This is a genomic window from Brevundimonas sp. (assembly GCF_030682035.1).
In the GTDB taxonomy this organism is placed as follows: Bacteria; Pseudomonadota; Alphaproteobacteria; order Caulobacterales; family Caulobacteraceae; genus Brevundimonas.
This window is the reverse complement of record NZ_JAUXQZ010000010.1, coordinates 1-2,250: the sequence shown is the minus strand read 5'-3', so window position 1 is coordinate 2,250 and position 2,250 is coordinate 1. Positions and strand designations below refer to the sequence as shown.

General features: G+C 66.4%; 1 protein-coding gene. It reads right to left on the bottom strand.

Features of this window, described 5'->3' with window-relative positions; all coding sequences use genetic code 11:
• A partial coding sequence (ccoN, locus tag Q8K49_RS01825) for a cytochrome-c oxidase, cbb3-type subunit I (RefSeq protein WP_305303722.1) occupies window positions 1-2,250 on the bottom strand: 2,250 nt, incomplete at both ends.

Genomic DNA, 2,250 nt, shown 5'->3' with positions numbered 1-2,250 from the left:
CAGCGCGACCATCTCGCTGTCCCATTCCACCTTGACGCCGCTCTGGTCGAGGTCGGCGACGATGGTGTTGGCCTGGCGGCGCTGCGTCTCTTCGGCCGTGTCGATGTCCTGGTTCGTGTACGGCACGCCGAGCTTCTGCATGAGGGCGAGCTTCTTCGGCGCCAGCTTCGCGTCGATGCGGCCCTCGGCCAGCCACGGGTAGGTGGGCATGTTGGAGCCCGGGCTCGTCGAGCGCGGATCCATCATGTGGGTGTAGTGCCAGAGGCTGGGGTACTTGCCGCCGATGCGCGCGAGGTCGGGCCCGGTGCGCTTGGAACCCCATTGGAAGGGGTGGTCGTAGATGAACTCCTCGGCGCGGCTGGCCTCGCCGTAGCGCAGGAACTCGGCCACCATCGGGCGGATCATCTGCGAGTGGCACACGTAGCAACCTTCGCGGGTGTACAGGTCGCGGCCCTGCTGCTCGAGCGCGGTGTACGGCTTCTGCGAGGCGCCGGTGACGGGCACGGCCTGCTTGACCATCACCATGGGGACGATCTCGGCGACGCCGCCGATGAGCACGGCGACCAGGGTGAGCACGGTGAAGGCCAGGGGGCGGCGCTCGATGAGCCCGAACCACGACTCGCCGCCGGCCGCGCGCATCTTCTTGTTGAGCACGTACGCGACCTCGCCCACCACCAGCACGAGCACCGCGAGGACCACCGCCACCACCACCGACTCGGCGAAGAAGAACGCGCCGGTGAGCACGAGGGCGATCACCGAGAACCAGAGCGGCCGGCCGGTGATGACGGCGATGACGCCGCCGCCCTGCTCGGGCACCGCCGCGTCTTCGACGGTGACCTCGACCACGGTGTCGACGGCCTTCGCGCCGCTGACGGTCTTGAGGAGGTTCCAGATCATGAGCACGAAGCCGGTCAGGTACATCGTGCCGCCCAGCGCGCGGATGATGTACATGGGGCGGATCGCCAGCAGCGTCTCGGTGAAGCTCGGGTAGGTGAGCGTGCCGTCGGGGTTGAGGGCGCGCCACATGAGCCCCTGGTTGATCCCCGAGATCCACATCGAGATCATGTAGGTGGCGATGCCGACGGTCGCGAGCCAGAAGTGCGCGTCAGCGGCCTTCTTCGAGTGGAGCGGCTTGTCCCAGAGGCGGGGGGTGAGCCAGTAGAAGAGGCCGGCCGCCATGAGGCCGTTCCAGCCCAGCGCGCCGCCGTGCACGTGGCCGATGATCCAGTCGGTGTAGTGCGCGAGCGCCGAGACCGACTTGATGGACAGCAGCGGGCCCTCGAAGGTGGCCATGCCGTAGAAGGTGACGCCGGCGACGAAGAACTTGAGCACCGGGTCTTCGCGCACCTTGTCCCAGGCGCCGCGCAGGGTGAGCAGGCCGTTGAGCATGCCGCCCCACGAAGGAGCCCAGAGCATCAGCGAGAAGAGCATGCCGATGGACTGGGCCCAGTCGGGCAGCGCCGTGTAGAGCAGGTGGTGCGGGCCGGCCCAGATGTACATGAAGACCAGCGCCCAGAAGTGCACGATGGACAGCCGGTACGAGTACACCGGGCGCCCCGCCGCCTTGGGGAGGAAGTAGTACATGATGCCGAGGATGGGCGTGGTGAGGAAGAAGGCGACGGCGTTGTGGCCGTACCACCACTGCACCAGCGCATCCTGCACGCCGGAGAACGCGGAATAGCTCTTGAGGAACGAGAGCGGCAGCGCGAACGAGTTGACGATGTGCAGCACCGCCACCGTCACGATGGTGGCGATGTAGAACCAGATGGCGACGTAGAGGTGCTTCTCGTTCCGCTTCGCCAGCGTCCAGAAGAAGTTGATGGCGAACACCACCCAGATGAGCGCGATGGCGATGTCGATGGGCCACTCGAGCTCGGCGTATTCCTTCGAGGTGGTGATGCCCAGCGGCAGGGTGATGGCCGCGGCCACGATGATCAGCTGCCAGCCCCAGAAGTGGACCTTCGAGAGCGCGTCGCTCGCCATGCGCACCTTCAGCAGGCGCTGCGTCGAGTAGTAGACGCCGGCGAACATCATGTTGCCGACGAAGGCGAAGATGACCGAGTTGGTGTGCAGCGGGCGCAGCCGGCTGAAGGTGGTGTACGGAATGCCGAAGTTCAGCGCGGGCCAGGCGAGCTGGAGCGCGATCCACAGCCCGACCAGCAGGCCGACGGCGCCGAACAGCACCGAGGCAATCATGAACTTGCGGACACTCGCGTCGTCATATTCGACGCGTTCGATACGGGTGGTCAT